The following is a 21,895-nucleotide window of genomic DNA, read 5'->3' as shown; positions in this document are numbered from 1 at the left end:
CTACCGCAGACGCCGACACGCGAACATCGACACACCAATCGCCGTCACCACCCCAACCACCACCGCCTGACACAGCAGCACCGAGGACACGCACGTGGGGCGTGGCTGTCCAACCTTGGGCGGCCGGGTGCACTGGCCGAACACCCGGAGTGGGAGGCCGCGTTGAAGGCGTTCGACGAGAGCTGAAACCGCAGTCGTCATTGGCGCGGGCTGCCTGGAAGCTGCAACACCTGGCAGTCGAGCAGTTGCCCAACATCGAGAAGGCCTGCGGAAGATGTACTTCAGCGACCGCGGGTGCCGCGCCACCGGCGCGACTGGTCGAATGCACCGATCGACTGCATAGCGGCGGCCGATTCCGGATCATGCCGCGCCTACTTGCGGACGGCGTGGATGTTCTTGGAGATGTCCACGGTCGAGCACTGAGTCCGGAGGTGGCTGCCGGAGGCAGTGAGGGAGAGACCGTTGGGGTTGGCGCAATTGTCGTTCTGCCGCCCTGTCTGCGCCGTGTTCTGCAGAGCCAGGAAACCGAGAGGAGCAGATCCGCCCGCCGATTCAGCGCCCCTGCCGAACTCGGCTGCGTGCACGCTCTTCGAATGGTCGAGAGTCATGCAGCGGGCTTCCGATCGGCTGTCGGTCAAGCTGATCACAGCGTTATTGGGGTTGACGCAGTTGGCATTCTGGCGCCCTGCCTGTGCCGTGTTCTGCTGAACCAATCCGGTGCCGCTGGAGCCACCGGATGCCTCGGCACCGCCTCCCTTGATCGTTGTGTGCTTGCTGTGAGAACTGTCCTTGTTGTCGCAGTGACCGTTTGCTCGCCCGCCCGCCACGCTGACAAGGGTGCCGTGGGCATTGGCGCAGTTGGCGTTCTGCCGTCCGTCCTGCGCAGTGTTCTGCTGGATCCCGGTCGTGCTGCCGCCAGTTGCTTCAGCACCGCCGTCCTTGATCAGCGTGTGTTTGTTGTGGGACCAGTCCTCGTTGGGTGTTCTGTTGAAACAGAGTGGTGACCAGCCCTGAGCCACCCAAAGTGTCGGCGCCGCCACCCTCGTCCCAAGTGTGTTTGTTGAAGGAAGCATCACCCGTCGCGCAGCGACCACCTGTCCGGTTTGCTGTCAACGTCATCGATTGGGCAAGGAAATTGGGGCTGCTGCAGTTGTTGTTCTGTGCGCGTTCTTGCGAGGTGTCCTGCTGGATCAGGCCACCAGTCGTGCTGGAGCCGCCAACGGCAGCGGCGCCGGGGTTGTCGGCGTGGGCGATCCCGGAATACGTGGGTCACAAACCGTCTACCAGCATGGCCACGAACACGGCGCTCCTGATCTTCACCAGCTGCATCATTTCCCCAGGGAGGTATCGGGTTCGACGTTTGACGCACGTCATTAGCGGTGCCTTCCTCTTCCGGACATGGCCGCCACCGGCGATCTCCCTCCAACGCGCCATCCGGCTCAGGGAAATGAGCAACGTCCTCAGTTTTGTCCGTCGTGGGGGTTGGCCGTGTCGTGCTCGTGTTGTGTGTGGTCGGCGTGGCCCTGGTCGCTTTCGGGCGACCCGCCCATCATGCGGAGCATGGCCAGCCCTCCGGTCCGCAGGAACTGCATGACGAGCACGGCCGCGATGGTGAGGAAGGCAAGGTTGAGCCACGTGGTGTAGTTCCATCTGAAGCCCTCCGTGGGAACCTTCGCGGTGGCCTGGTCGGGGATCAGGCCAAGGCCGCCGAAGGTGAACTCCACGATGTATCCGGCGATGGCCATGGCGAGGTAGAAGGTGCCCAAGAGGAAGGCGGCCATCCTCGCGCCGTAGTACTTCCGGTAGATATTGAGGATGGGCAGGATCAGCAGGTCGGCGAAGATGAACGCCACCACCCCGCCGAAACTGATGCCGCCCTTCCACAGCACCACCGCCAACGGCACATTGCCGATGGAGCACACGAACGAGGCGATCGCCACCAGCGGGCCGACGATCGGGCCCCATAGCTTGGCGGCGAGCGGGTGCCCGGCGAAGAAGAACGTGCGCCAGAACGTATCCGGGACCCAGGCGGCGATGGCGCCGGCGATGAGCAGCCCGACGACCAGGTCGCGCAGGATTGCTGCCCATTCCATGGCGAACACGTGGCTGGTCGAGGTGAAACCCTCGCGGGAGAACAGACGCCGGGCGAAGGAGCCGTCGCCGGAGACGGACATGTCCATCGCTGCGTGACCTTCCATGGAGCCGGTCAGTCCGCGTTCGGCCTGTTCTCGTGCCCGGTGCAGGAGGTCGTCGCGCAAGAACAGCCGGAACAGGATGCTCAGCACGATGATCATAATGGGGCCGCCAATGAATTCGGCGGCCGTGAACTGCCAGCCCATCAGCAGCGCCAGGATGACACCGAGCTCGACGACGAGGTTGGTGGAGGCGATTTCGAAGGCCATCGCGGCGGTGAAGTGAGCACCTTTGCGGAACAGTGAGCGGGCCAGTGCCACCGCGGCGTAGGAGCAGGAAGACGATGCGGCGCCCAGGCCAGCGGAGACGGCGAGGGTGCGGGGCCGGTCGTTACCGAGCAGGTTGACGATGCTGGCCTTGCGGACCACGGCTTGGACGACGGCGGACAGGGCGAATCCCAGGATCAGTGCCCAGGTGATCTCCCAGATCATGGACCCGGTGATCGACAGCGCGTGCAGTACGGCGTGCATCTGTGAAACCTTCCGGGCAGGATGCGGGCCACGGCCGGGGCAGGTCCGTGCTGGGCCCAGCTGAGGACGGGGGCGGGGCGCCGCCGCGGTGGGCAGCGCCCCGACCGTGTGAGCTGACGTGCAGGGTCAAGACGGCGGTGTGGAGCGTGCCACCGGTCTGGAACTGCACCTGCGGCCCGGCACGGACAGCGGCCGGGCGGGCACCTTCGGGCAACCCGGCCTCAACGCTCGGCGGGGTGCTGATGCCGTGCACTGCGGCGAGCGGTCCGGTTCACCGGTTGATCGTGCCGATGTTGGTGGAGCGGTCGACGGCGATGCACTGGGTGGTGCTGCGGGAGCCGGTGGCGGTGAGGGTCAGGTTGTTGGGGTTGCCGCAGTTGTTGTTCTGCCGCCCGGACTGGGCAGTGTTCTGCTGGAACAGGTCGGCTGTGCTGGATCCGCCTTCGGCCAGTGCGCCGACCCCGGCCTCCTTGGTTCCCACGTTGGTCGACTCATCGGCGCTCTTGCACCGGTTCTTCACCCGGCTGTCGGTCAACGTGACAGAGCCCCCGTTGAGGTTGCCGCACGCGTTGTTCTGCCGACCTTCCTGCGCAATGTTCTGCTGGTTCACGTCTCCGCCCGTGGTGGAGCCGCCTTCGGCGCGGGCGCCACCGCCCTTGACCAGCACGTGCTTATTGAAGGAGCGGTCTTTGCTACCGCACTCCGTGGACACCTGACTGCCACTCACATTGGGTGTTTCCGCTTCGGGTTCGTTGAGGTTGCCGCAGGCGTTGTTCTGCCGAGCTTCCTGCGCGATGTTCTGCTGTTCCAAAGACAGTGTCGCGGAGCCGCCTTCGGCGCGGGCGCCACCACCCTTGGCCCGTACGTGCTTGTTGAAGGAACGGTCCGTGGTTCGGCACTTGCCGGCCACCCGGCCGCCCGCCAACGTGAAGTCAGCATCGTTGAGGTTGCCGCAGGCGTTGTTCTGCCGACCCTCCTGCGCGATGTTCGACTGGAACGCCCCCGCCTCCTCGCCAGAGCTGGATCCGCCTTCGGCGTGGGCGCCACCGCCCTTGACCTCCACGTGCTTGTTGAAGGAACGGTCAGTGGTTCGGCACTTGTCGGCCAGTCGGCCGCCGCCTGTCAACGTGAAGTCAGCATCGTTGTGGTTGCCGCAGGCGTTGTTCTGCCGCCCTTCCTGCGCGATGTTCTGCTGGATGATATCGGCTGCCCCGGATTCGCCTTCGGCGTGGGCGCCACCGCCCTTGGCCAGCACGTGATTGCTGTAGGAGCGGACCGTGGTTCCGCACTTGCCGGCCACCCGGCCACCCGTCAACGTGAAGTCACCATCGTTGAGGTTGCCGCAGGCGTTGTTCTGCCGCCCTTCCTGCGCGATGTTCTGCTGAGTCACGTCGAGGGTCGTACTGGAGCCGCCCTCCACGTGGGCGCCGCCACCGTTGACCAACACCCTCCTGTTCAGGGAACGGTCGTGGTTACGGCAGTCACCGCCCACCTTACCGTCGGTGGCCTCGAAGTCAGCGTCGTTGAGGTTGGCGCAGGCATTGTTCTGCCGCCCCTCCTGCGCGATGTTCTGCTGCTCAACGGTTTGAACGGTGCTGGAGCCGCCGGTGACGTGGGCGCCGCCGCCCTTGACCAACACCTGCTTGCTGAGGGAAAGGTCGTGGTTGCGGCAGTCACTTTCCGCACGGCCGCCGGTCACCGTGAAGTCTTCGTTCATGAGATGGGCGCAAGCGTTGTTCTGCCGGCCGTCCTGCGCAATGTTCTGGTGGTGCACATCGAGTTCTGCGCTGCCGCCTTCGACGTGGGCACCGCCACCGTTGACCAACACCTGCTTGCTCAGGGAACCGTCGTGGTTACGGCAGTCACTGTCCAGCCGGCCATCGGACACAGCGAAGTTGGAGAAGACAGCATTGGCGCAGGCGTTGTTCTGCCGGCCCTGCTGCGCAATGTTCTGCTGTAGCACGGCTTCGACCAGGCTGGAGCCGCCGCTGATGCGAGCGCCGCCACCCTTGACCAACACCTGCTTGCTGAGGGAACGGTCATGGTTCCGACAGTCACTTTCCACCCGCCCACCCTGGATTGTGGGCGAGGAGTCGTTCAGATTGGCACACGCATCGTTCAGCCGGCCTTTCTGCGCGATGTTCTGCTGCTCCACGGTGGCGATGGTGGAGCCGCCTTCGACGTGGGCGCCCTTGGACCGAGTGTGAGCGAACGCGTTGAAGGACCCGTCATGGTTGAGACACCTCCCTCTCATCCGCGCTCCGGCCGGCGAGATGAATACATCGCTCGGCTGACCGCACCAGCTGTTCAGTCGGCCTTCCTGGGCACTGTTCTGCTGGAACAGGTCCGCTCCTGCAGTGGAGCCACCGGTGGCCGTGGCCCCGCTCCGGCCTCCGTCTGCGAAGGAGAGGCCCGCGCCGAAGGACGTCACACCGGCCATTGCCATGACCACCGCTGTCGCGGCCGCCACCTTGCGCATCTCACCACTCCTTGTCAGGCGGAACCTCGGATGCCCGGCCAACGAGAGTCAAGAAGCCCACGTCACGCAGGTGTTCACCCGCGCCCCCAGACGGGCTAAGACGACGTCGTCTCATTCGGCGGGTCTGCGACAGCAGATGAGGGTTCGGGCGATGGCCGCTGATGGCCGGGAAGGTTCGGCATCGCGTTGGTAGCAGGCGGTGCAGGCGGCAGCAGCCGCTCAGCCAGGACATGGTGCGTTCGATCGTCCAGCGGTGTCGGCCCAGCCGAGTGGACTCATTGGTGGGTTCCTCGTCCAGGTCGAACCGGTCGGCCACGTTCATCAGCGCATCCTCAGCACCGACCAGGCGGGGTGGCAACCTGCACCGAATATGCGAGCCGGACAGCGTTTCCACCTCGGGCAATTCGGTGCCAGGGCGAGAGATGGCACCGGCTGTACTGGGCACCGCGACGGCAGGACCGGGACCTGGCGCGCAGACCCCGTTGCGTTGCAGGTCCTCAAAGGCGTTGTAGGTCCTCAAAGACCGTGTCCAGTCCGGGGCGGCTAGGGGGACACCTACCGCAGGTCAATTACTCAGAGTAAAGGCGGGAATGCATTATGCGAGTGAAGATGTTCGCCGAGGCGGCGATTACCGCGGGCACCGATGCCGCATGCGGCGCCGAGTTGCGGCAGGTCGAGCCGGAGTCACCTCCCGGAACGGCCACCGGCAGCGGGCATGGAACACCCGGTTCGGCACCATCGATCGCCGACTGCCCTGGCTGCTGAGGCCGCCCGGCCGTGGGGGTTTTATCATGTCAATAATGGCGTGGCGGGTCGGCTCGGTCTGTGACAGCGCGGTGCCGGGTCCGGCATCTGCACACAGATCGGTTGGTGGTGCATGGGAGTGGCGACAACCGGGCTGGCAGGGCGTTCCCTGGAGATGCAGGAGCTGGAGTTCGCCATCGCAAGGGCTTCGTCCGGGCTCGGTCGAGCTGTCCTGCTGGAGGGCGAGCCGGGGATCGGGAAGACCGCGTTGTTGCGGGCGGCGGCGTTCCGTGCACGGGAGACCGGACTGCGGGTGCTGTTCGGATCGGCTGAGGAACTGGAGCAGCGTCTTCCGCTCGCTGCGATCGGGCGGTGCCTGGGCATCGACACAGCCTGGGCCGACCCGCAGCTGCGTGCGCTTGCCAGGCAGATCCGCGGAGAGGGCCGACCCGATGTCATTCCGGGACGGGAGGCGGACTTCGCGAAGGTGGAGGCCATCCTCGCCCTCCTCGACGACTGGTGCTCCCAGGGCCCCGTTGCTGTGCTGCTGGACGATCTGCAGTGGGCTGATGCCGGCACGCTCACCGTGCTCCACCAGCTCGGTAAGTCCCTCCACAGCCTGCCCCTGGTGCTGATCACGGCAATGCGCCCCGTTGTCGGCGGGGAACTGGTTCAGCTGCGCCACAGCCTCGTCGGCCGCGGCGCCGTGCTCCTGGAGGTCGGGCCGCTCAGCGAGCATGCGATCTCCCAGGTCGCCCGCGATCTGCTCGGCGCGCCCGCGGGCCCCACCTTGCTTCACCTGCTGCGCGACGCGACGGGCAACCCGCTCTTCGTCACCGAGATTCTGGGCGCCCTGGAGCGGGAGCGTGCGATCCATATCGCCGACGCCTTGGTGGAAACCGAGGCCGGGACCGTTCCCGGCTCGTTGGCTTCCGCGATCGTGGGCCGGCTGGACTGGGCCTCCCCGGAGGCGCTGGAGCTGCTGCGCACGGCGTCCCTGCTGGGCTCGGGCTTCACTGTCGCAGAACTGGCGACCGTGACGGGAAAGCCGGCGGCGGACCTGGTGCCCTCGGTCCTGGAGGTCGTGCGTTACGGCCTGCTGCGGGAGAGGGCCGAACGGCTGGTCTTCCGCCACGACTTGATTCGGCAGGCACTGTACGAGTCGATCCCGGCGCACGCGCCGGCCCACCGCGCTGTGGGCCGTGCGCTGGCCAGAAGCGGTGGCGCGGTGGAACGCGTCGCGGAGCATCTGCTGATGGGCGCCGGTCCCGACGGCGAGGCCGCGGCGGCGGCCGAGGATGAGGTGGTTATCAACTGGGTGGCCGACCATGCCGCGACGCTCACCCTGCGCGCGCCGAGCCTCTCCGTCGAGCTGCTGCAACAAACTCTCCATGATGTGAGACCCGGAAGCGAGCGGGCCGGCCGGCTGGAGGTTCTGCTGGCGTCGGCTCTGCTGTGGGCCGGCCGTGCTCCGGATGTGCAGTCGCAGGCCGAGCGGGCCCTGCCGCACCTTCAGGAGCCGGCGCTGCGGAGCGAGATGTACTGGGTCCTGGCTCAGGCGGACGTCGCGTGCGGCAGGCCGGATCGTGCCGTCAAGAGGGCCGAGGACGCCCTGCGCTCCGGGACGCTGTCACCCTCTCAGACACGGCAGTACCAGGCCTTTCTTTCCACGTGCCTGTTCCGCCTCGGCGAGTTCGACCGTGCGGTGGCGACAGCGGAAGAGGTGCGAGCGACCGTGGTCGAGCACGGGGAGTACCAGGCAATGGTGGACTCTCACCTGACGATCTCGATCGTGCGGATGTTCCGCGGCGACCACAGGGGCGCCCTGGAGGCCGCCGACCAGGGCGCGCGGAACACCCCCGGACAGGCGGCTTCTACGCAGCACCTGATCGGGCTGCACATCATCCGCGGGCGGAGCCTGTTCGAACTCGACCGAACCACCGAGGCGCACCAGGCCATCGCGGCCGGCCTTCATCTCGGTGAGCGCAGCGGCGGCATGCTGCTCACGCTCTGCCACGCCACCAGAGCCGAGTTCATGTTCCACACCGGCGCGTGGGATGACGCATGGGCGGAGGCCCAGGTAGGGCTTGAACTGCCGGACTACCTGAGCACGCCGCGAGCCATCCATGGCCTGATGGCGCTGATCGCCGGGTTCCGGGGCGACTTCGCCACAGCCGACGAGCGGCTCGCGGCGGCCGACGCCGCGACCACATCCTCCACAACCACCCCGTACCTCGAGTATCTACCGCACTGGGCACGGGAGTTGCGCCTGGAGTCGCAGGGTGACCGGCACGAGGCCCTCGCGGACCTGCTGGAAGGATGGCGTCGCGGTTTCGGCCCGTTCAGAGGCACGGGACTGCTCTCGAGAGCAGCTGACTTGGTGCGGCTGGCCATTGCTCTCGGCGAATTCGACACGGCACGGGAAGTGGTCGCCGAAGTGGACCCGAGGGATGACGCGGAAGCCGCGACACCGCGAGCCCAGGCCATACGAACTCATTGTCGGGGCCTGTTCGAGGGCGATCCGGCGATCCTCGCCTCGGCGGCGGACTACTTCCGGGAGGCCCCATGGCTGCTCGCACGCGGGCAGTACCTGGAGGACTACGCCGCGGTGCTGGCGGCCGCCGGAAGCCTGGAAGAAGCCCGGACCGAGCTCGACCAAGCCCTCGACGTCTACGGCCAGTTGCGCGCCGAGTGGTCCATCAGCTGCGCGGAAGAACGGCTCGAAGCCGCGGGCCTGCCCAGGAGGCGCTCGGACCGCCGTCGAGGACCCGTCAGCGGGTGGGACGCCCTCACCGACACAGAAGACAAGATCGCGGCGCTGGTCGCCGAAGGGCTCTCCAACCCGGCCATCGCCGACCGGATGCTCATCTCGCGTCGGACGGTGCAATCGCATGTGTCAAGCATCCTCGGCAAACTCGACCTCACCTCCCGCGTGGAACTCGCCACCGCGGTGGCCAGGCGGCGTTGATGGGGCACACACGGCACTGGCGGCGCCGTCCGGTCCGGACGCGACGGGCCTGGCCGGTGCCCGCACGACGCCCCTATGCTCTCTCCAGCAGCGCCAACCACATTCGGTGTGCCGAGTACCGCTCGCGGCGCCTCCGCGCCCTCCCACCTCCCGACCTAGGCGCGGCAATCAGCCGGCTTCGAAGGCCATCCCGGGCTCGGCCGCTCCCGGCCGGGCTTTCCCGTGCTCTGCCCGAGCCGTGTCCAGCAACCGCCGCCAGGACGTCACCGTGGGGCGGCGGCGCAGCAGTGCGCGTCGTTCGCGTTCGGTCATGCCACCCCAGACACCGAACTCGACGCGGTGGTCCAGGGCGTAGGCGAGACACTCGGTCCGCACGGGGCAGCCCACGCAGGTGGCCTTGGCCCGGTTCTGTAGTGCGCCTTCCACGAACAGCTCGTCCGGGTCTCCGGCCCGGCAGATGGCTCGTTCACTCCAGTCGGATTCGCCGTGCACGTCGTCGCCTCTCCCAACTCCTGCCCCGCACATGCCGATCACAGCGGGTGCTGCGTACGGCGTGGAACGTTACGAGCAAGCTCCACAGTCGAGAAGCCCCTGGAGGGCACCACCACTCCATCGAGTTGGCTCGAATGAGGCCGCGCGACGACTGGTGCGGCTGCAGGGGACGCTCACCGCAACACCAGCGCCCCCTGAACACTGCGGGCCCCAGCCCGACCACCAACGCCGGCACACACGCCGGGACGTCGACCGTCAACAACCGCGCATCAACGCAAGCTCTTGCCGACGACCGCCCGCGCGACGTCATCGGGGTCGGCGCTCGCCTCGGCGAGCAACTCTCCGTCGGCCGACCAGATGCCCGAGCGGCCGGACGTGCGATCGAAGCTCCCGCCGCTCGGGCCCGCGAAGGCCGCCGTGGCGATCCATACACCGTGGTCGGCGGCGACCCGGCGGGCACGCTCACCGTGGACCTCGGCTTCGTGGTCGGCGTGGAGGACCCCTGCCACGTAGCCGTCCATGCCCAGTGCGGCGGTCCGCGCGGCGTGCTCGGGGACACCGGTGTCACGGCAGACGGCGAGCCCCATCCGCCAGCCGTCGACTTCGATCACCGCGGGCTCACCGGGCATGAAGTGGAAGGCCTCACGGCCGTGCAGGCAGACCTTCTCGTAGGCCACGTGAGCGCCCTTTCCGTGCACCGCGAGGATGCCGATGTGCGGTCCGGGCACGGGAGCGCCGACCAGGGCGAGCGTCCCGGCCTCTGCGCACGCGGCGACGATGGGAGCCAGCCGTTCGTCGTCCGGAGCGATGGGTGCCGCTTGAAGCTCGTACCCCGTCAGCGACATCTCGGGAAACACCACCACCCGCGCACCCGCCGCCCGGACAGCTTCCGCATGCGCCTTCGCATTGGCCGTCACGTCGTGAGCCACGCACCGCGGCTGCGCCACCGCGATACTCAACCACCGCTCCTCCACCCCGACTCCTCTCGTCCACTGTGCGAGCCGATCCGCGTCTCGCATGCGGCCCACACGACATGCCTCTCCCTGGCCCCAGGCGGAGGCGGAAGGGTCAGTGGATGGGCGCGCAGAGCATGCCGCCATCTACAACAAGGTTATGGCCGGTGATCCACCGGGAGCCGGGCGAGACCAGGAAGAGGCAGGCGTCCGCCACGTCCAGCGGTTCACCCACGCGCCGGAGAGGGGCTTTGGCTCGCCATCGGGCCACGCCGTCGGGCCAGTCGTGCTCCAGATTCGGCCTGTTGATCAGTCCCGGGGAGACGGAGTTGACCCGGATGCCGAGCGGCCCCAGCTCCTGAGCACTGGACCGGGTCAGCATGACGACGGCCGACTTCGAGCTGTTGTAGTGGCTGTGCCGGAGAGCGGGACTCAGGGCCGCGATGGAGGCGATGTTGACAATGGCTCCCCCGCCCGCCTCGCGCATCGGACCGACCGACTCCTGGGTGCAGTGCAGGACCGACGTGACGTTGCTCGTGAACATCGCGTCCCACTCCCACCGTTCGAGCGCCGTCAACGCCTTGGTGGGGAACATCCCGGCGGCGTTGACGACGATGTTCAGCAGTCCCCACCGGGCAGTGGCGCTGATCATGAGGGTGCGCACCTCGTTGGGATCCGACAACTCGGCCCGCACGGCCATTGCCCTGCCGCCCGCCGCCTCGATAGAGGCCACGGTCGCCTGCGCGCCGCCGCGGTTTCCCCGGTAGTGGACGACGACTGACGCGCCGGCTGCCGCGAGTCGGCGGGCGACGGCCGAGCCGATGCCCTGGGAGGCGCCCGTGACGACAGCCACCTGCTCCGTCAGGTCCAGCAGACCGCCCGTATCCGGACGTGGAGTCCCCTGTGCGGCGTCAGTCCGGGACATGGTGGAATCCGTCGAAAGTACGGCCTTCGAGGACGCAGACGTCATGCAGCGAATGCACGTAGAACTTGACGTTGGTGTGGTCGGGGAAGGTGATGTAGTACGGCCGGCAGTACGGCCCCTGGTTCTGCCTGCCGGTCATGTTCTTTCGGTGCGCGCCTGCGAACGCCTCCAGCTCTTCGCCGATCACCACGCCGAGGTGCTCGAGCCCCATTTTGTAGGTGCGCTGGTGAGTCGGGGGGATCAACTCGATCATGGAGACTTCGACGTCCGGCACAGGACGCAAGGGCTCGGACAGGATGATTTTCGATATCCGTCGGCCGTTCCAGATATTCTCCACATTCGATACGGCACACCGTTCCAATTCGCCCCGGACCTTGACGTACTCCTCGTTCGTCTCCGTCCGGAAGGCAAGATGGCTCAGCGCATATCCCATGATGTCGATACCCATCGCACGCAGGCGCTGCTCTTGAATTCTGAAGAACTCGGAAGGGTTCCCCAGGATGCGCTCGACCGCGCCGCTGGACTCCATGATCGCTCCGATCTCCAGTGATTTCCTCACCGGCTGCGGAACGATGATCTCCGCCCTGTGCCGGGGGCGCTTTCAGGATCCTGCGCGTGCCGCCGGTTCCGCCGGCCCTCCGGTGGGAGCTGAAGCGGCCGGCATGATGTCCGCGGCAAGGGATCCAGCCGGCCATTCGGGAAGGGCCGTTCTCCGGTTGCGGCGGGTATGCGGACCATTCGGGAAGGGCCGTTCTCCGGTTGCGGCGGGTATGCGGACCATTCGGGAAGGGCCGTTCTCCGGTTGCGGCCGGTATCGTGCACGAGTGACCGGATTCCAGCCCGAGCCGCTCTCGGTCAGGACGCTGACCGACGTAGACGGTGTACGGGTTGCGGACGTGCGGTGCAGTGCGGCGGTCTCTCCCCCGGGTGCGGAGGAGACCGACGGCCTGCGCCGCGTCGCGTTCCCCCTGCGGGGAGTGTTCTCGTGCGTGACGGCCGGCAGCACGCACGTCGCGGAACCGGGCTGCGCGCTACTGCTCGAGCCCGGGGAGCCGTACCGTTTCGGCCACCCGGTGGGCGGGGGCGACGAGTGCGTGGTCATTGGACTGGATCCCGAGTACTGGGCGCAGATCGTTCGCACCGGACACCCGCTCGCACGCACGGGACGCCTCGTGATGCCCCCGCGCCATCTGCTGGACACGCTGCTCTTCCGCGCCTCGGCCTTGCGCCATGGCGACGATCCCCATGCGATCCGCGAGTTGGCGATGATTTACCTGGGCAACATCACCTGCGCAGATCAGGCCGCCGACCGCCGGACCGCACCGGTGCCTCCCTCGCGGCACAAGGCCGCCCACACCGCAGCCGCCTTCGTGGCCGAACACTACGCCGAGCCGATGCCCAGGCTGCTGGACGCCGCCGCGGCAGCCGCCGGATGTTCGCCGTACCACCTGGCGAGAGCCTTCCGCGCGGTGCACGGAGTGACCATGCATGCCTATCGGGAACGTCTGCGTGTTGCCGCCGCCCTACGGGCCCTCGCCGAGGGCGCCGACAATCTCGCCGACCTCGGCACATCACTTGGCTATTCCAGCCACGGCCACTTCACCGACCGTCTCCGGCGTTCGGCAGGCGCACCACCGTCACGCGTGCGCCTCCTCCTGCGCGAGGCAGCGGGCCCCGCGCGTCTCCCGCACTCGGCTGCCGTACGGCGGCCGAACCGTTAGAGGACGAGGGCGACGATCAGCGTGAGTGGCGCCGGCTCTTCCGACGGAAGAGGCCCCGGCCATCCGCCACGGGGGAAGAGGACGACCGAGGCGTCTGGAGGGGCAGGCTGTGGCACGAAGCGATCAGGGCCCATATGTAGTTGTGGTCGGGCTCGAGGGGCGTCGAGGATGCACGCCTCGGCTGTGGCACGTCCTTCCCGGGTCGGCCACCGACAACCGCCGCACCGAGCTGCCTGCGATCCCGCAAGCCTCAGGCGGTTCTGGCAAGCCGTCCCCCTCGGTCCGCCCGGCCCCGCGCCGGCCCGTCCTGCAGCCAGGCCGTTACGGCATCGCCAGCACCAGCTTGCCCGTGCTGCGGCCGCTCTCGATGCGGCGGTGAGCCTGCGCCGCGTCGCTCAGCGGCAGCACCTCACCCACCTCCACACGCAGCCCACCGTCCAGCACGGCGTCGACTACGCGCCGCAGCACCGGCGTCACGGCTGAGGGGCGCTCGCCGCTCAACGCGCCGAGGTTGAAGCCGAGCACGCCCTTGCCGCTGAACCACAGCTCGTTCGCGTCGAAGTGAACGGTGTCGGCGCCGGAGGCGTTGCCCATGGCGATCAGACGCCCGCCCTGCGCCAGCGTGTCGAAGCTCTCCCGGCGGGCCGTGCCGCCGACCGGGTCGACGGCCACGTCGAAGCCGCATCCTTCGGTCAACTCTTCTGAAAAGGCCAGCAGTTCACTGCGGAGTACGACGTTGTCGTAGCCGAAGGCGGCGGCTTTCTCCAGCTTCTCCGGTGAACCCACCGTGCCCACTACCTGGCCGGCGCCCAGCAGCTTGGCCACCTGGCCGAGTTGGCTGCCCGCGCCGCCTGCTGCGGCGTGCACGAGCACCCGCTCGTCCTTGCGCAGTCGCGCCACCTCGCGGAGTACCAGCCATGCCGTTGTGCTGTTGGACGGTACGGCGGCCATCAGGGCGAGGTCCGCGTCGTCCGGCAGCGGGGCGACCAGGTGGGCGTCGGTGACTGCCACCTCGCCGTAGCCGCCGCCCATGGTCATGGTCAGCGCCGTCACCGGCTGCCCGACCCGCAGGTCCTTGACGCCGTCACCGAGCGCGCGGACGTGTCCGGCGGCCTCGATGCCCGGCACGTAGGGCAGTGGAACGTCCACTGCACCCTGGCGGAAGAGGATCTCGGCGTAGTTCACGCCCGCGTGGGTCACGTCGATGGCGACCTGACCGGGTCCCGGCGTCGGGGGCTCGACCTCGGCGTAATCCAGTACCTCGGCGTCACCGAAGCGGGAGATCGTCACAGCGCGCACAGAATGTCACTCCTCATCGGGTGAACAAAGGAAAGGGGAAAGTGTGGAGCAGACAAAGCGTTGGCCGGTAAGGCGGTTCAGCCGGCAGCCGCTCGCTCGCGTTCGTCGGCCGACGCGGGTGCCGGCTGTGTCGCCGGTGCCGCCGGCGACGCGGGGCGCGAACGCAACAGCACGGCGCTGACGGCGGCGGCCACCAAGCTCAACCCGGCAAAGCACCACAGCGTGAGGTGCAGAGCCTCGGGGAAGCGCGGCCCGGACAGCCGGCCTCCCGTACGGGCGGCGAGGACGGCGCCCACGACGGCGATGCCGAGGGTTTCCGCGGTCAGCTTGGCGGTGTTGAAGGCCCCCGCGGCGGCGCCCGCGTGCTCGGCGGGCACTGCGTCGACTGCCAGCCCGTCCAGCAGCCCCTGCGCGACGGCCACGCCGACGCCCGTCACCACCAGCGCCGGGAACAGCGACGCCCCGGTCGCCAGCCAGACGGCGCCGGCGGACACCAGCACGAGGGAGGCCACCACCTGAACGGGCCCGGGAATCCAGCGCACCAGCGCTCCGCACACGAGCGGCACGACCAGTACGGGACCGGTGAGGGCGATCATGGACAGTCCGGCCTCACCGGCGCCCATGCCGGCGATTGCGGCGAAGTACGCCGGCAGATACGTCAGCAGCGGGCCGAAGAGCCCGACGACCGCGACCACGGCGAGGCACAGGCCCAGAAAGCGACCTGTGCCGAAGAGCCGTAGGTCCAGCAGCGGTTCGCCGACGCGCCGCTCGACAGCCACGAACCCCGCGAACAGCGCCACCGAAGCCGCCAGCGCCCCCGCCACCGCGGGACTGCCCCACCCCCTATCCGGGCCCTCGACGAGCCCGAAGATCAGTGTCAGCAGCGCCAGCGTGAAGAGGGTGCCGCCGGCCCGGTCGAGGCGGCCGCCTCCGGTTTCGGGGCGGGAAGCCGGCAGCGTACGAACGAACAGCAGGCACAGCAGGCCGATGACGCCGGGCAGGGCGAAGGCGGCCCGCCATCCCCAGTTGTGGACCAACAGGCCTGTCAGCGTGGGCCCGACGGCCAACCCGGCGCCGATCGTGGTACCGAACAGGCCGAACGCCCTGGCGCGAGCGGGCCCGGTGAAGGTTTCGGCGAGCACCGCGCTCGCGCCCGTCGTGGTCGCGGCGGCCCCGATCCCCGAGACGAGCCGGGCCACGTCCAGCACCGCGATGTTCTGGGCCAACGAGCTGATCACCGCGCACAGCGCGAAGAGGGCCACCCCGGACGCGAAGACCCGGCGCCGCCCCAAGCGGTCCGCCAGAGCACCGCTGACCAGCATGAAGCCGGCGAAGGTGGCGCTGTAGGCGTTCACCACCCACTGCGTGGCGGCGAGGCTCGCGTGCAACTGGCTCTCGATGTCGGTCAGCGCGACAGAGGCGCCTGTCAGGGTGAAGGGGACGAGAAAGACCGCCACGAGCGACAGCAGCAGCGTCCCTGCGCGTTGCATGAGATTCCCAAACGACTAGGAGCTTCGCGGCGCCCGGATTCGGCTCCGGCTTCGGTCGAGTCGGACCGAGCACGAGTCGAGCCCTCGAGCGCCTTCCTTCCACATGCCATGCTGAACGACGCTGCTCACACCTCGCTCACGTGCCGCTCATGCGAGTGCACGCAGGGGTGTCATGGCGTGTCAGACTCGGCGCAACTTCTTCCGGATCTCCCGAACCGATCGGAGTACGAGGACTTCTATGCGCAGGACGACTCTGGGGCGCACCGGAATTTCCGTGAGCAGGTTCTGTCTCGGCACGATGATGCTCGGCTCGTGGGGCAACACCGACCACGCGGATTGCGTACGGCTCGTGCACACCGCGCTCGACGCCGGGATCAACTTCATCGACACGGCCGACATGTACGCCGCGGGCGAGACCGAGGAGATCGTCGGCAAGGCGCTCAAGGGCCGCCGCGAGGACGTGGTCCTGGCGACCAAGGTGCACTTCCCGATGGGCGGGGACGCGAATCACCGCGGAAACTCACGGCGTTGGATCAGGCGGGCGGTCGAGGGCAGCCTGCGCCGCCTCGGTACCGATTACCTCGACCTGTACCAGGTGCACAGGCCCGATCCGGCGACCGACATCGACGAGACGCTGTCGGTTCTCAGTGACCTGGTACGGGAGGGGAAGGTCATGGCCATCGGGTCATCGGACTTCTCCGCCGACCAGATCGTCGAGGCCCGATGGACGGCCGAACGCCGCCACCACGTGCCCTTCCACACCGAACAACCCCCGTACTCCCTTTTCATGCGGGGCGTCGAGCGGTCCGTCCTGCCCGCAGCGCACCGCCACGGGCTCGGTGTCCTGACGTGGAGCCCGCTGAACAGTGGCTGGCTGACCGGCCGTTTCCGCAAGGGCGGGGCGGACGGCATCGGTGAGTTGGGCTCGTTCCGAAGGGACTTGATCCACCACAAGTTCGACCAGTCCTTCGCCGGCAACGCGCGCAAGCTCGACATTGTCGAGGATCTGGTCGCGCTGGCCGCCGAGTGCGGCCACCCGCTCCAGCACCTGGCGCTGGCATTCGTGTTGTCGCACCCGGCCGTCACCTCGGTCATCATCGGCCCGCGCACCGTGGGTCAGTTGAAGGACCTGCTCGCCGGCGCGGAGGTGAGGCTGGGGGACGATGCCCTGGACCGGATCGACGCGCTGGTGCCGCCCGCGACGGACCTCAACCCGGCGGACGCCGACCACACGCCCCTGCACCTCCTCGACCCGGCCATGCGGCGCCTCCCCCAGGAGCTGCGCGGGGCCTGAGGGCGGGCCTCGGACGTAGCGGCGTGAACCGGTTGCGTGGAGCCCGCCGCGGGGCACACGGCGGGCTCCGTGGTTCAGCTCCGGACCGGCTGCTTCCCGACACCGGCGAGCAAGTGGTCGATGATCGTGAGGAGTTCAGCGCTCAGTGCGCCGGGCTCCTGCTCCGGTCCCTTCCGGGACCAGCGGTAGAGCGAGCCGAGATACAGGTCACGCAGCATGCCACCCATGAGGTCCGGTGACAGTCCGTCGGCCAGTTCGCCGCTCTGGCATCCGGCCCTGATGATGCCCGCGAAGATGTCCGCCATGTACGGCTCTTCTTGGATCGGACGCCCGGCTTTCACCCACGCGGTCAGCATGGCGACGGTGAGCTCGCGCTCCTGCTCGTTGATTCGCCCCAGCGCGAACATGCACTGTCTCAGCTGGGTTATGGCGCCGGAACCGTACGACTTGGTCTCGGCCAGCTGCGTGATGAGTTTGGCCCGCCGTCGCTCGCTCCAGGAGCCGATGAGGTCTTCCTTCCGCGGGAAGTAGTTGAAGAAGGTGCCACGGGCCACGTCGGCGCGTTCGGCGATGTCATCGATGGAGGTCTGGTCGTAACCCCTCTCGCGGAAGAGTTCCAGCGCCGCCGTGTAGAGCCTTTCCTTGACGCGCTGCTTGTTGCGTTCCCGGCGGCCCACGGGCGGCACTGCGGGTGCATGTGACTCCATGATCTCTCTCCGCCTCCAGTCGACTGTGGTCGAAGCTGACCACCAAGCAGAGCGGGCTCCTTCGGGTGAGGTAATCTCCTGGCCTGCCCCCGTTTCCTTATACCACAGTCCAAGAATGTGTCCCAGTTCTCGCTCTACACTCACTCGGAAGCGGGCGGCTCGTGGGATCGAACTGCCCTGCGGCGCCGTGTCGTTCATGCCGGTGTCCCCGCAACCAGGCTCCGGGTGAGGGTTTCTACGCTCTCGCCGCTCAGCAGCTGCCCCGCCGTGATCTCGATGCCGTGCTCGCGGCGCAGCCGTTGTCGCAGCCGGGACGCCATCAGCGAGTCGAGCCCCAGGTCGCGGAGGGGCTTGCGCGGATCCAGGTCGCGCGCCGGCATGCCCAGGGTGGCGGCTGCGGCCGCCACCAGATCCCTCCGCGGGCAGCGTTGGTCGGCCGGAGTCGTGGAGGCGCCTGCATGCGGACCGGCGTACCGAGTGCTGCGTGCCGTCTGCGCCGCCCGTTGCAGTCGTATCCCGTCGAAGCGGGCGACCGCGCGCCCCAGTTGCGTCATGAGCAGGACGTCGGCACGCCGCAGGCCATCCGCTTCCGCCCGATTGACCCGGCACAGCGTCCAGAAGGCATCCGGGAGTTCCGTGAACAGCTGCACGGACGCGAAGGACCCGGGCACACCGAGCTCGTCGTCAGTGGCCAGCAACGGCAGCAGCGCCGCCTCCCAGGCCGCCGGCCCCGGTACCTTCGGCAGCCGCATGCGGGCCACCGCCACGCCGTCGCCGCGCCATAACTGCTCCACCGCACGGAACGGCTCCCCGACGACGACGCCGCGCGCGGCGGCCCGCGCATGGAAACGGTCCTCCGACACATACTCCCGGCATCGTTCCAGAGCGAAGTCCAACGTCCGCAGCAGTTTCTGCGGCTCCTCCTCCGGCCCCTCGGACGGGAGATGGTGCGGGCGTGCGGTGACGCACCGCCGCCACTCGTTCTCCTCGTCGGCGCGGAACTCGACCGCGGCCGCGTCGCCTTCGAAGGTCACCCGCACGTCCGCACTGCCGAGCATGTCCGGCGTCAGCGGCTCGCCGGCCTCCAGCCGTACGTCCTCCAGCGCCAGGGGCCCGTCCTTCCCGGCCCGCCCCTCGCGCACGACCTCCCGCGCCGCCTCCAGCAGCGTGACGCAGTGGACGACCGGCGGTACGGGAGTCACGTCCCGCACGCAGACGCCCTCCGCCCAGGCGTCCGTACGCCAGGCGCTGGTGTCGACCGGCCGCACCTGCCGTTCGATCCCGCCCGAGTCGACACCCGCATGACCGCCTGTTGCCGTGCCGGCACCCGCGCCCGCACGGCGGTAGCGCACCGCCTCCCACGGATAGGCAGGCAGCGGCACACCGCGGTGCCTGTCGCCGTACCACCGCCTCCAGTCGACCGCGCCACCCGCGGCGAAGATCCGGCCAGTCGCACGCAGCATCCCCATCCGGGCGTCCTCGTCCCGCCGCATGGTGCCCACCGCGGTGCCGTCGAGTCCGGCCTCGGCGAGCGTGTCCTCGATCGCCGTGAGGAGCAGTGGGTGTGGACCGACCTCGACGAACACGCTGTCGCCATGCTGGGCCGCAGCACGCAGCGCGGGTGCGAAGCGAACGGTGCGGCGCAGGTTCTCCCCCCAGTAGGCGCCGTTGAGTTCGGGGCCCCGTACGGTGGTGGCGCGTACGGTCGAGAGCATGCTCGTGCCGGCAGTCGTCTCGGTCGGTGCGAGGGTGGGCAGCTGTTCGGAGAGTTCGTTGCGGAGCGGTTCCATGTGGGGGGAATGCGATGCGACGTCGACGCGGACCCTGCGGCTGAGCACGCCGAGCCCCTCCAGCTCCACCGCGATCCGGTCCAGCGCAGCGGAGTCCCCGGCGAGCACACAGGAGGTCGGCGCGTTCTCGGCGGCCACGCAGACGGCACCGTCGTGGCGTGCGACGGTCTCCTGCGCCTGCTCGGCCGAGAGTTCGACCGCGAGCATCGCCCCGCGCCCGGCGGCGCGTTCCATCAGTTCGCTGCGGCGGCAGATGACGCGGGCCGCGTCCGGCAGTGTCAGGGCGCCCGAAACGTACGCGGCTGCCGCCTCACCCATGCTGTGCCCGATGCACAGCCGCGGTCGTACGCCCAACTCCCTCCACGCGGCGGCCAGCGACACCTGCACGGCCCACAGGGCGGGTTGCACCGTGGCCACGCCGGTGGGGAGGTCCTCAGGGGGGTCCGCCAGCAGTTCGAGTACCGACCAGCCGAGCTCGGCGCGGATCGCTTGGTCGCAGCGGTCGAGTTCGCCGCGGAAGGCCGGGGAGACAGCGAGCAGGTCCTGGGCCATACCCGCCCACTGCGAGCCCTGTCCCGCGAACACGAAGGCGGTGGGCTTCTCGGCTGCGTAGCCACCCGGGCCGTAACCGGCGTCGTCGACACCACCGTCGGAGATGACCTCACCCTCGGCCAGAGCACGTAACTTGTGCGCCACGTCGTCGTGTGAGTCACCGACGACCCACAGCCGGTGGGGGTGGGCGGCCCGTCGGGTGGCGACGGTCGCACAGATGTCCTCGAGTGAATTGACACGTCCCCGCCCGCTCGGACCCAGGTGATCCGAGTACCGGCCGGCCAACCGGCGCAGGGCGGCGGACGAGCGAGCGCTCAGCACCAGCAGCTGTGGACCGGCGGCCCTCCCCGCGGCCGGTATGTGAGGGGTCGTGTGCGACCATGCCTGCGTGTGCTGAGCCGTGGACGGCGCGACGTACTCACCGATGATCGCGTGAGCGTTCGTGCCGGACAGGCCGAAGGAGCTGACGCCCACGAGCGCGTCCCCGGCCGCTCTCGCCAACGGACGGTTCTCGGTGACGATCTCGATGGGGAGTCCCTCCTCGGCCAGCACCGGATGCGGGCACTCCAGGTGGAGCGAGGCCGGTATGACGCCCCGGCGGAGGGTCAGCACCGCCTTCATCAGTCCGGCGATGCCGGCGGCTGCTTCGGCGTGACCGATGTTGGTCTTCACCGAGCCGGTCAGCAGCGGCCGTTCGGGGTCGCGACCGTCCCCTGCGGACTCGGCCAGGGCGCGTAGCTCGACCTCGTCACCGACGGGAGTGCCGGTGCCGTGCGCCTCGACGTAGTCGAGCTGGTCCGGGCGGATTCCCGCACTCCGGCAGGCCTCGCGCACCATGGCTGCCTGGCCGTCCACGGACGGCTGCAGCATCAGGCCGCTCGCGCGGCCGTCGTTGGTGACGGCGCTGCCGAGCACCACGGCCTGCACGGGGTCGCCGTCCCGCAGCGCGTCGTCCAGCCGCTTGAGGACGACGGTGCCGACGCCCTCGCTGCGGACGAAGCCGTCGGCGGCGGCCTCGCCGAAGCGGCAGCGTCCGGCGGGGGACAGCATGCCGCCCTCGGAGTAGGCGACCGCGTCGCGCGGGGAGAGGAGGAGGTTGACGCCGGCGGCAATGGCCAGGTCGCTCTCCCCTGTGAGCAGGCTCTGCCGCGCCGCGTGCACGGCAACCAGTGAGGACGAGCAGGCCGTGTCGATGACCAAGCTGGGACCGCGCAGATCGAGCGCGTACGAGACGCGCCCCGCGGTGGCGGCCCTGATGCGCTGTCCGACGGCGTCCCGCAGCGCCTGCCCCGGCGTTCCTCCCGGTCCTTGCCCCGCTCCGCCGGGCTGGACCTGCTCGGCCCCGGCCTGCTCGGCGTACTCGGACGTCGCCTGCCCGACGAAGACGCCCGTCCGGCTCCCGGCCAGGTGGTCCGGTGTCAACCCCGCGTCCTCCAGCGCCTCCCAGACCACGTGCAGCAGCACGCGCTGCTGCGGATCCATGCTTTCGGCGTCGACCGGCGCGATCCCGAAGAAGGCGGCATCGAAGCCGAACGCATCGTCCAGGAAGCCGCCGTGCCGGGAGGCGGTCCTGCCCGGTGCGCCGGGCAGGGGGTCGTAAACCCGGTCGATGTCGAAACGGTCTGCGGGGACTTCTGTGACGGCTTCCTCGTTCCCCACCAGCAGGTCCCAGAACCCTTCCACCCCCGGTGCGTTGGGGAACCTGCACCCCATGCCGATGACCGCGAGGCCGCTCCGGGCTTCTTGTTGTCCGTACTGCATCGAGTCCCTCTTCACGACGTGGACATGTCGCTCCCCATGCTGCCAATCACTCGAGTT

15 protein-coding genes and 1 pseudogene are annotated in these 21,895 nt (G+C 68.8%); 4 read left to right on the top strand and 12 right to left on the bottom strand.

All coding sequences use genetic code 11. From position 1 onward, the window contains the following. A partial coding sequence (locus AB0M26_RS26160; RefSeq protein WP_365264521.1) for a hypothetical protein occupies nt 1-186 on the top strand: 186 nt, incomplete at its 5' end. Nucleotides 187-371: 185 nt separating this feature from the next. Here the strand turns inward: AB0M26_RS26160 and AB0M26_RS26155 are convergent. From AB0M26_RS26155 to AB0M26_RS26140, 4 genes and pseudogenes are all read right to left on the bottom strand, one after another. Then, nucleotides 372-1,019, bottom strand: coding sequence for a hypothetical protein (locus AB0M26_RS26155; protein ID WP_365264519.1), 648 nt, complete (start codon nt 1,017-1,019; stop codon nt 372-374). A 441-nt stretch (nt 1,020-1,460) separates the two neighbouring features. Continuing rightward, nucleotides 1,461-2,663, bottom strand: coding sequence for a permease (locus AB0M26_RS26150; RefSeq protein WP_365264516.1), 1,203 nt, complete (start codon nt 2,661-2,663; stop codon nt 1,461-1,463). Between the two features lie 271 nt (nt 2,664-2,934). Continuing rightward, entirely contained in the window at nt 2,935-5,142 is a 2,208-nt protein-coding gene (locus AB0M26_RS26145; RefSeq protein ID WP_365264514.1) for a hypothetical protein, read from the bottom strand. Between the two features lie 111 nt (nt 5,143-5,253). Further along, nucleotides 5,254-5,407: pseudogene (locus AB0M26_RS26140) on the bottom strand (IS5/IS1182 family transposase); the annotation flags it as partial. A gap of 618 nt (nt 5,408-6,025) precedes the next feature. On the opposite strand from AB0M26_RS26140, the gene AB0M26_RS26135 reads away from it, so the two are divergent. Then, nucleotides 6,026-8,854 (top strand): AAA family ATPase, encoded by a 2,829-nt coding sequence (locus AB0M26_RS26135; RefSeq protein ID WP_365264512.1) that lies wholly within the window; start codon nt 6,026-6,028, stop codon nt 8,852-8,854. 168 nt (nt 8,855-9,022) lie between these two features. Here AB0M26_RS26135 and AB0M26_RS26130 read toward each other — a convergent pair whose 3' ends face one another. The 4 genes from AB0M26_RS26130 to AB0M26_RS26115 all read right to left on the bottom strand — a co-directional run bounded on the left by AB0M26_RS26130 (nt 9,023) and on the right by AB0M26_RS26115 (nt 11,753). Continuing rightward, nucleotides 9,023-9,346 (bottom strand): WhiB family transcriptional regulator, encoded by a 324-nt coding sequence (locus tag AB0M26_RS26130; protein WP_365264510.1) that lies wholly within the window; start codon nt 9,344-9,346, stop codon nt 9,023-9,025. A 269-nt stretch (nt 9,347-9,615) separates the two neighbouring features. Beyond that, nucleotides 9,616-10,305 (bottom strand): carbon-nitrogen hydrolase family protein, encoded by a 690-nt coding sequence (locus AB0M26_RS26125; RefSeq protein ID WP_365264508.1) that lies wholly within the window; start codon nt 10,303-10,305, stop codon nt 9,616-9,618. Nucleotides 10,306-10,414: 109 nt separating this feature from the next. Further along, a complete protein-coding gene (locus tag AB0M26_RS26120; RefSeq protein ID WP_365264505.1) occupies nt 10,415-11,224 on the bottom strand; it encodes a glucose 1-dehydrogenase in 810 nt (269 codons plus the stop codon). Further along, nucleotides 11,211-11,753: a VOC family protein gene (locus tag AB0M26_RS26115; RefSeq protein ID WP_365264503.1), complete on the bottom strand. Its 543-nt coding sequence runs from the start codon at nt 11,751-11,753 to the stop codon at nt 11,211-11,213. The genes AB0M26_RS26120 and AB0M26_RS26115 overlap by 14 nt, the downstream gene beginning before the upstream one ends. Before the next feature lie 295 nt (nt 11,754-12,048). Between AB0M26_RS26115 and AB0M26_RS26110 the strand changes: the two genes are divergently transcribed. After that, a complete protein-coding gene (locus tag AB0M26_RS26110; protein WP_365264501.1) occupies nt 12,049-12,945 on the top strand; it encodes an AraC family transcriptional regulator in 897 nt (298 codons plus the stop codon). A gap of 321 nt (nt 12,946-13,266) precedes the next feature. On the opposite strand, the gene AB0M26_RS26105 is transcribed toward AB0M26_RS26110, so the two are convergent. Both AB0M26_RS26105 and AB0M26_RS26100 read right to left on the bottom strand, forming a co-directional pair. Beyond that, the gene (locus AB0M26_RS26105; RefSeq protein WP_365264498.1) at nt 13,267-14,244 is read right to left on the bottom strand and encodes a zinc-binding dehydrogenase; all 978 of its coding nucleotides are present in this window, start codon (nt 14,242-14,244) and stop codon (nt 13,267-13,269) included. Nucleotides 14,245-14,321: 77 nt separating this feature from the next. Further along, complete coding sequence (locus tag AB0M26_RS26100; protein ID WP_365264496.1) at nt 14,322-15,734, bottom strand: MFS transporter; 1,413 nt, start codon at nt 15,732-15,734, stop codon at nt 14,322-14,324. Nucleotides 15,735-15,972: 238 nt separating this feature from the next. Between AB0M26_RS26100 and AB0M26_RS26095 the strand changes: the two genes are divergently transcribed. Further along, nucleotides 15,973-17,028, top strand: coding sequence for an aldo/keto reductase (locus AB0M26_RS26095; protein ID WP_365264494.1), 1,056 nt, complete (start codon nt 15,973-15,975; stop codon nt 17,026-17,028). 74 nt (nt 17,029-17,102) lie between these two features. Here AB0M26_RS26095 and AB0M26_RS26090 read toward each other — a convergent pair whose 3' ends face one another. Then, on the bottom strand, nt 17,103-17,735 hold the full coding sequence (locus AB0M26_RS26090; protein ID WP_365264492.1) for a TetR/AcrR family transcriptional regulator: 633 nt from the start codon (nt 17,733-17,735) through the stop codon (nt 17,103-17,105). Between the two features lie 194 nt (nt 17,736-17,929). Beyond that, nucleotides 17,930-21,838 carry a beta-ketoacyl synthase N-terminal-like domain-containing protein gene (locus AB0M26_RS26085; protein ID WP_365264489.1) on the bottom strand — a complete coding sequence of 1,303 codons (3,909 nt, stop codon included), beginning with the start codon at nt 21,836-21,838 and terminating at the stop codon, nt 17,930-17,932. Nucleotides 21,839-21,895 lie beyond the last annotated feature (57 nt).

The organism is Streptomyces sp. NPDC051776 (assembly GCF_040681345.1).
Taxonomy (GTDB): domain Bacteria; phylum Actinomycetota; class Actinomycetes; order Streptomycetales; family Streptomycetaceae; genus Streptomyces.
The sequence above is the reverse complement of the archived record's forward strand: the minus strand, read 5'-3'. Positions and strand labels throughout refer to the sequence as shown.

Excerpts from the sequence above, each read along its gene's own strand:
- AB0M26_RS26095 (WP_365264494.1), top strand. The coding sequence starts at position 15,973 with ATGCGCAGGACGACTCTGGGGCGCACCGGAATTTCCGTGAGCAGGTTC.
- AB0M26_RS26150 (WP_365264516.1), bottom strand. The coding sequence starts at position 2,663 with ATGCACGCCGTACTGCACGCGCTGTCGATCACCGGGTCCATGATCTGG.
- AB0M26_RS26145 (WP_365264514.1), bottom strand. The coding sequence starts at position 5,142 with ATGCGCAAGGTGGCGGCCGCGACAGCGGTGGTCATGGCAATGGCCGGT.
- AB0M26_RS26120 (WP_365264505.1), bottom strand. The coding sequence starts at position 11,224 with ATGTCCCGGACTGACGCCGCACAGGGGACTCCACGTCCGGATACGGGC.
- AB0M26_RS26115 (WP_365264503.1), bottom strand. The coding sequence starts at position 11,753 with ATGGAGTCCAGCGGCGCGGTCGAGCGCATCCTGGGGAACCCTTCCGAG.
- AB0M26_RS26100 (WP_365264496.1), bottom strand. The coding sequence starts at position 15,734 with ATGCAACGCGCAGGGACGCTGCTGCTGTCGCTCGTGGCGGTCTTTCTC.
- AB0M26_RS26090 (WP_365264492.1), bottom strand. The coding sequence starts at position 17,735 with ATGGAGTCACATGCACCCGCAGTGCCGCCCGTGGGCCGCCGGGAACGC.
- AB0M26_RS26085 (WP_365264489.1), bottom strand. The coding sequence starts at position 21,838 with ATGCAGTACGGACAACAAGAAGCCCGGAGCGGCCTCGCGGTCATCGGC.